6 protein-coding genes are annotated in these 7,182 nt (G+C 40.4%); 1 reads left to right on the forward strand and 5 read right to left on the reverse strand.

The window, feature by feature from the left end; genetic code table 11:
• A partial coding sequence (locus VGA95_12940) for a condensation domain-containing protein (protein ID HEX9667445.1) occupies window positions 1-801 on the reverse strand: 801 nt, incomplete at its 3' end.
• A 1,314-nt stretch (window positions 802-2,115) separates the two neighbouring features.
• On the opposite strand from VGA95_12940, the gene VGA95_12945 reads away from it, so the two are divergent.
• The gene (locus tag VGA95_12945) at window positions 2,116-2,997 is read left to right on the forward strand and encodes an FkbM family methyltransferase (protein ID HEX9667446.1); all 882 of its coding nucleotides are present in this window, start codon (window positions 2,116-2,118) and stop codon (window positions 2,995-2,997) included.
• Window positions 2,998-3,421: 424 nt separating this feature from the next.
• Here the strand turns inward: VGA95_12945 and VGA95_12950 are convergent, their stop codons facing one another.
• The 4 genes from VGA95_12950 to VGA95_12965 form a co-directional block, all read right to left on the reverse strand.
• Complete coding sequence (locus VGA95_12950; GenBank protein ID HEX9667447.1) at window positions 3,422-3,610, reverse strand: hypothetical protein; 189 nt, start codon at window positions 3,608-3,610, stop codon at window positions 3,422-3,424.
• Between the two features lie 30 nt (window positions 3,611-3,640).
• Complete coding sequence (locus tag VGA95_12955) at window positions 3,641-4,624, reverse strand: sulfotransferase (protein ID HEX9667448.1); 984 nt, start codon at window positions 4,622-4,624, stop codon at window positions 3,641-3,643.
• Window positions 4,625-4,892: 268 nt separating this feature from the next.
• Window positions 4,893-6,164, reverse strand: a complete 1,272-nt coding sequence (locus VGA95_12960; GenBank protein HEX9667449.1) for a glycosyltransferase — start codon at window positions 6,162-6,164, stop codon at window positions 4,893-4,895.
• Between the two features lie 147 nt (window positions 6,165-6,311).
• Window positions 6,312-7,182: dihydroxy-acid dehydratase (locus tag VGA95_12965; GenBank protein HEX9667450.1), on the reverse strand; the 871-nt coding region annotated here is incomplete at its 5' end.

Consider the following 7,182-nt stretch of genomic DNA (forward strand, 5'->3'; position numbering starts at 1 on the left):
ATTTGCTCCCTGAATGTTCAGGACCGAAGGACGGGGACGATCGGTGGGTAATTCAAGTACAGGGAGTAGACCTGTGAGCTTTTGCTTCCAATATGAAAGAAGTTTTTCAAGAAACTCGCCCTGTAGCCATTGTCTCTGCCAGACAGCGAAGTCGACGTACTGTATCGGTAGCTCTGGTAGCGGCGAGGCTTTCCCAGAAGAAAATGCTTCATAGAGAGTTGCCATCTCGCGAAGGAGAATGCTAGTGGACCATACATCGAAGACAATGTAATGTATTGTCATCATTAGAACGTGGTCCCTCTCACCCAACCGAAGCAACACATAACGAATCAAAGGGCCCAGAGTTAAATCGAAAGGTTGATATGCCTGCTGTTTGGCTATACGTTGGATTTCCGCTTCTCTCTCACTCTCTGTATTTTTACTAAGGTCTATCAGACGCAAGCTCAATTCCATGGCTGGATGAATAACTTGTATCGGTTGTCCGTCTGATTGGGTAAATGAGGTGCGTAATACTTCATGGCGACGAAGAATTTCGTTTATTGTCTGCTCCAGTACGTTGTTATTTAATTGACCCTTGAGGCGAAAAGCTCCAGTTTCATTATAGGTGGTATCGTCGGGGTTCAATTGATGTATAAACCACCACCCCTGTTGTGAAAAAGACAAGGGAAAGATGTTAGACTTTCTACTTTGGGGAAGTATTTGTAATGTTGAAACATCTGCACCCTCTTTACGGAGTGACTGGCTAGAATACTTACGCTTTTCCGGTGAGAGAGGGGTTATATGTTTATAAGCGTCTGTCATTTTAAGTTGTTCGCTCAATTTGTAAGCAAGGAATGTGATAACAATGTTTCCATTTTTTTATTTGAGCCTCTTAAAGCTAATTATCAAACAGTAGAGAAAAATATCAGCGTCTATCGTCTTAGCAAACGAAACGATATCAAATTATTTAACCTGTGTCTAACCCATACTGAAGGACGAAAAGGGGCCATTCTTTCATGTCATAAAATGATGACTTTAAACTCTACTCATAATAACAAAAAGTATGTCAATTCTCAACAGCAGATACATATTCAACTGCCATTTAAAAATTAAAAGTGAACCGTTTTTACTAGATTCAAAGATCAGAAGTGAACACTTTAAGAAGTGATAATCTAAAGCCGAAAAAGGAAGTTTTAGATTAGGGCGAAGATACACAAGAGATTCACCGATTCTCAAGTCAAAGCGCTTTTTGAGCGTTACTTGAAAAAAGCAGTTTAAAGAGAGAAGATTTTTTGCGTTAATAAAGTTTTATCGTAAAAGCCCTAATAAATTCTCAGTCGACTACACAAGGCATACCAAAACCAGAGTAATATTCAGGGATTCTTTTTGGAGAAGGCATCATAAACCAAGCGATGATGCAGATCCACAGTGGAAACAAGTCCTCGAGGATTGTAATGTTCAAGTGATACGCTCTCTAAGCCCATAGGCCAGGGGCAATATTGAACGTCCTTATGGTTGGCTTCAAGATAGACTGGTGAGAACATGTGTAAGGGAGAATAGTACTGATATAAGAATAGGGCAAAAGTACTCGATCAGGAACTAAATAGATATAATTACCGTCAGGTGCATTCAACAACCAAAGAGGTTACTTATTTCAGATTTAAAAGGGCATTGGAGGAGAAGAAGTCCCTCTTTAGAGAGTTTAAGATAAGACCACCTTATCAATCTGAAAAAGACCTCTCCTGTCTGAGAGTTAATAGGACTATAGATGCTTACAGAAGAATCTCAATCAACAACCCAGTGCTCAGAGTTAATGGATCTACACCAAGACAAATTGTAAATCTTCGTATTTACCCCCCTGAGTAATCGAATATCTGAGATTAGATTCTGGAGCAATGACAAACTTATTGGCGTTAAACGGATTAAAAATAGTGACTTGGGCATTGTGCACTTTTAAAATTTAGCTAACTAACGAAATTAGACTAATAACCTACTTGACCCAAAATAGGACAGGATTGAGATATTTCAATGAAGTCTAGAATCAAACATTTATAAGCTATATGGTAGTCTAAATATGAAACATTGAATATCGAGACGAGAGGATTTCATAATCCAAAAATCTATAACACTTAAATAATGGACAAACCTGAAAATTTGAAATTAAATCAGATCGTTTTCCCCAAGATCGGTAAAATTTATTATAGTTCCCAGAAAAGGGAATTAATATTTATTTACAAAGAGATATTTGAAAACAGAGAATATATACAACATGGGATTGAATTAAAACCAGGTAACATTGTTTTCGATATTGGAGCTCATAATGGATTGTTCACTCTTTTTGTAAACAAGGAATGTGATAACGATGTTACCATTTTTGCATTTGAGCCCCTTAAATCTAATTATCAAATATTAGAGAAGAATCTAAGCCTCTATGGTCTTAATAAACGAAACAATATCAAATTATTTAACCTCGGTCTAACCCATACTGAAGGACCAAAAGAAGCCACTTTTTCTTATTCCAAAAGATGGACCGGCACAGCTACAATGAAGTCTGATTTTTTACAAGAAAAGATTATGCTGGCTAAAAGGAACCCAGATCTTATTATGAAATTAGTAAAACAAAAACATCCAATCATGTATATCCTGTCTTTGCCATTATCCCCTATTCGATCTTGGATAATTAGCAAATTTGCTGATTTTCATATAAGTAGAATGTTTCAAGTTCAATGTAAGCTAACCACACTATCTAATATCTGTCGTGAATATTCTATTCCCCGTATAGATCTTTTAAAGATTGATGTGGAAGGTGCTGAATTGGATGTACTTCGTGGAATAGAGGAAGAAGATTGGCCTAGGATAAAGCAAATTGTAATGGAGATACATTATGTGGAAAATCTGCGCGATGAAATTAAGAAATTACTTCATAGTAAAGGTTTCAATAGAATTGAGGTTGTCGAGGCCGAATGGTCAAAGATTAGTATGAGTGAGTATATATTTTACATGTATGCCAGACGTTAAGCCATATTTCTATACTTTCTATCTAACAATAGACGAATGGCTCAATGATCCCCCTTGAGCTTTACTTAGCTTCAGCGCCAAATTGAGTCATGACGACAATCCCTAGTCAGCGACTATTCATCACTAACTAAATTTCCTGTGTTACTGCGTTAATCGATTCCTCTTTCACCAAGGATCCATAATACAACATAACATAAATATGCCTCTATACTTTTCGATAATAGGCAATATGAGCTATTCTTCGGAGGCAATTACCCAATTATCTGTTACTAACCAGCCTCGTTACACTGCTTAGCCTTAACGAAATTACTAAAGTGATTTGCTTACACTCCCTTCCGAATGGACAGCTTCTGCCGAAGCAATGGTCAATCATCAATATGTAAATCTAATAGCTTAAAAACAATTGCTTCTTAATTAAGCATTTCTATACAGATGAAAGATAACAATGAATAAGTTCAACCGCTCTGGCTATGCCATCTTCAGATCGAATACGTTCACCAAGCACGGCTGCTCGTCTACGAATTTCCTTAGCATGGATTGCATCTGTGATTGCATTCTCTAACCTCTCTACTGACAGCCGCTTAAATGGAATAGGTTGAGTACCAGCTCCCAAAAGCTCTCTGCTTTGTATAGCAATTTGGTGTTAACCCAAGTAGGGGTCGTATTTCCAGTAAGCAAAGTAAATTGCGAGCTTGTTTGATATGGACCTTCGCTCTTGCTTAACTTCTTCTAATAATGGTACAGTCCGCGGCTCAATGAATGCTTTATAATCGAGAGTAGAGCGCTGTTCCAATCCAATAAACCGCAAGATCTTATCTACATTTGTCTTAGGGTCTTTACAGATGTCTTCGAATCGGAGCGATATGAAATCCGTTTTAGGCAAGGAGCCAACATTCTGCAAAAAGTAGTTTGACGAATGAACAAAACCTCTAGTGACTGACCACAGCGCCAGGCCAATTTTTGAGGAAACCAGCAGGCGTGCTCCTTGGAGTATCAATGGATTGTGGCAGAGCCTTGCGAAACGTCGGTCGATGAGGGCGCCGTATTTGCTCTTTGTATCCAGCGCAGTACGGATGGATCTCAATTGTGAATTGATTACATGTAACGGATGTCTGTGAATAAAAATGAACTTAGCTTCCGGTAAAGCGGCTTTAACGTACTTGAAGTTTGGATAATCGTATGGATTCTTAAGCAACAATGGTCTGGCTCGAGCCGAAACGAATTGAACCTTTTTGCACAGCTCAAGGAAAACATGCAGATTCCGAGGATTTAGTCGTTGACTATACCCAGCATTCACCAGGATGTATCCATACTCTTCCAGCATATCTGGACTAACTGCTACATTGTCAATGATGCGATCTTTCAAACCCATCGATTTGAAGAGTTCGGATAACTCCCTTTTGGCGTGATCCTCAGTCCGATTCACATGGTTAAACAGGATCTCATCATACTTGATAATATGATACGAAGTTAAGAAGTTAAAGCACTCAGTTGCCACCAACAACTTGTACAACAAGGTTGTCCCTGACCGATGAGTGCCCATGATAAAGATAGGCTGAAAGTCAATATCCTGCAGCAAAGAAAGGTACTGCTCATCCTGGGATGGTCCTCTACGAAAAAATTGCATATTCACTTTTCATCGACCTGTCATGGAAGGAAATGATTCTTAATAGTGGACAATCCTGATGTTAACTGTTTATAAAGCAGAAGCTTTAAGGGCCCCTATTTAAACCGTATAAATTGTATCAAGTAACTGACATTGTCAAAGATGTATGGTCAAAATTTATATAAACTCCACCAGTCATCGAGATCCTTTTATCGGAGCAAACTGCGAGAAAAGCCTAGATGATCAACCCCTGTTTAAGCTTATTAATTGATTAATAGGCATATTCTTGTTATCGAGACGAAAAAAGATGTTTTTGAATAACTTCGACGGCCCATGTCATACCATCTTCAGATCGAATTCGTTCGCCCAGCACGGCTGCTCGTCTACGTATTTCCTTATTATGGATTACATCTGTGATTGCATTCTCTAACCTCTCTACTGATAGCAGCTTTAGTGGAATGGGATCAGGACCTACTCCTAAACTGGCCACTCGCCGTCCCCAAAATGGCTGGTCACCGTAAATCGGAACGACTATGGATGCTATACCGGCTCGCAAGCCAGAAGCCGTTGTCCCCGCGCCACCATGATGTATAACAGCAGCCATCTGCGGAAATAGCCAGTCATGAGGAACAGACTCAACTTGGAACACATTGTCGGGTAAATCCGTTTCCCCAAGACCCCCCCAACCAGCTGCGATTACCCCACGTTGCTTTGTGCGCTCCAAAGCCCTCAATATTATATCCATTATTCCTTCCGGATTGCGGATAATCATGCTACCGAAGCCAATATAAACCGGCGGTGGTCCAGAGGACAGGAAATCAACCAGATCTGCAGGAGGTTGCCAATTGGGAGACCTATCGAGAAACAAGTAGCCTGTTATGTGAATAAGATGATCCCAGTCTGGTGGTTTGGGTACGACGCTAGGACTAAAAGCATAAATCAAAATTTTTTGTACCCTGCGCAGCTGCTTGACCTCTTTGAAGTAATTAACACTAAGTGGTTGTAAGTTTAATTGTTCTACACGCCATTGATTTATCCAAGTGCGGAAAGGTAACCAGGCTAATATGGTGATTATGTCATCTAAAATCCATGTTAATCGGTTGAGTGTACCGCCCAAATTGAACTTAGTCGGAATTAATTTAGAGGGAAATTCACGAGTTGGTGTCATGGGACAAAAAAGTGCTGGGATCGATGGGACATTCAGCCTTTCAGAAATGTGGGGAGCAAAATAGGCACCAGCAAGTGAACAAACAATAGCCTCAGCTGATTGACAAGCTTCCCAACAACCAGGACCCACCTGTTGAATCATCATCTTTATGAGGCCCTCGGCTTCCCGCCACAAGCGCAAAGGATTTTTACCAATTTCAAAGGCTGCTAATTCAGTCGCTTTCTCATGAAGCTCTTTAATATTACTCTTTATTAAGAAAGGCTCTAGCTGGTAATGACTGACAAAATTTCCAAATAGGGAGTCGGTTGCGATACACACTTCATGGCCGGCTTCCCGCAACCTGAGCCCTAGCGCAATTAGGGGTCGAACATCACCTGTAGTACCAATAGCCAAAATAGTAATCTTCATATTTGATTTTTATTTCTGATGTACGCGAAGATGCTCATTTCTCTAAGAATTTACGTATGAATGATTGTAAGGTAAAGAGCAATCTAAAATCATCATTTATCGTTCTATATTCGTAAGCCGTTTTTTATGTGATCAATTTGTATCAGTCACTGCGCCTTCTGAAGCAGAGCTTACGAGCTTCGCGTATTTCGCGAGTACACCCCTCGTCACCTTAGGTTTTGGTTTTTTCCAAACTGCCAATCTCTTTTTGATCTCACTCCCAGGTAAATTGAGATTGATCTCTCTTTTATGGGCATCTATGGTGATTGTATCGCCATTTTTCACAATCGCGATGACTCCCCCATCATATGCCTCCGGAGTAATATGACCCACTACAAAACCATGGGTGCCGCCAGAAAACCTCCCATCCGTTATAAGGGCAACATCGTTACCCAAGCCCTTACCCATAACTGCTGAGGTCGGGGCCAACATCTCTCTCATACCGGGACCCCCCTTAGGTCCCTCAAAACGAATTACGATCACATGTCCTTTCTTTACCTTTCCGGAAAGTATTGCTCTCAGACATTCCTCTTCAGAGTTGAACACTATAGCTTTTCCCCTGAATGAGTGACCTTCTTTCCCTGTAATCTTTGCCACACCCCCTTCTGGCGCCAGATTTCCCCTGAGAATTACTATGTGGCTTTCCTTCTTAATGGGGTTTTCAAAGGAATGTACGATCTCTTGTCCTTCGCGATAGCCTTCCTGGTCTCTCAGGTTTTCTTTAACTGTCCTGCCTGTTACGGTCATGCAATCACCATTTAGCAGACCTCTGTCAAGGAGCATCTTCATTAAGGGTCTTAAGCCACCTATCTTACAGAAATCTGCCATCATAAATCTTCCACTAGGTTTAAGGTCGGCAATAACAGGGACCTTTTTCCCAATTCGATTGAAATCATCGATCGTGAGCTTAACGCCCATCGCATTTGCCATTGCTAAAATATGCAAAACAGCGTTTGTAGATCCA

Source organism: Thermodesulfobacteriota bacterium (assembly GCA_036397855.1).
In the GTDB taxonomy this organism is placed as follows: domain Bacteria; phylum Desulfobacterota_D; class UBA1144; order Nemesobacterales; family CSP1-2; genus DASWID01.

Excerpts from the sequence above, each read along its gene's own strand:
- VGA95_12955 (HEX9667448.1), bottom strand. The coding sequence starts at position 4,624 with ATGCAATTTTTTCGTAGAGGACCATCCCAGGATGAGCAGTACCTTTCT.
- VGA95_12945 (HEX9667446.1), top strand. The coding sequence starts at position 2,116 with ATGGACAAACCTGAAAATTTGAAATTAAATCAGATCGTTTTCCCCAAG.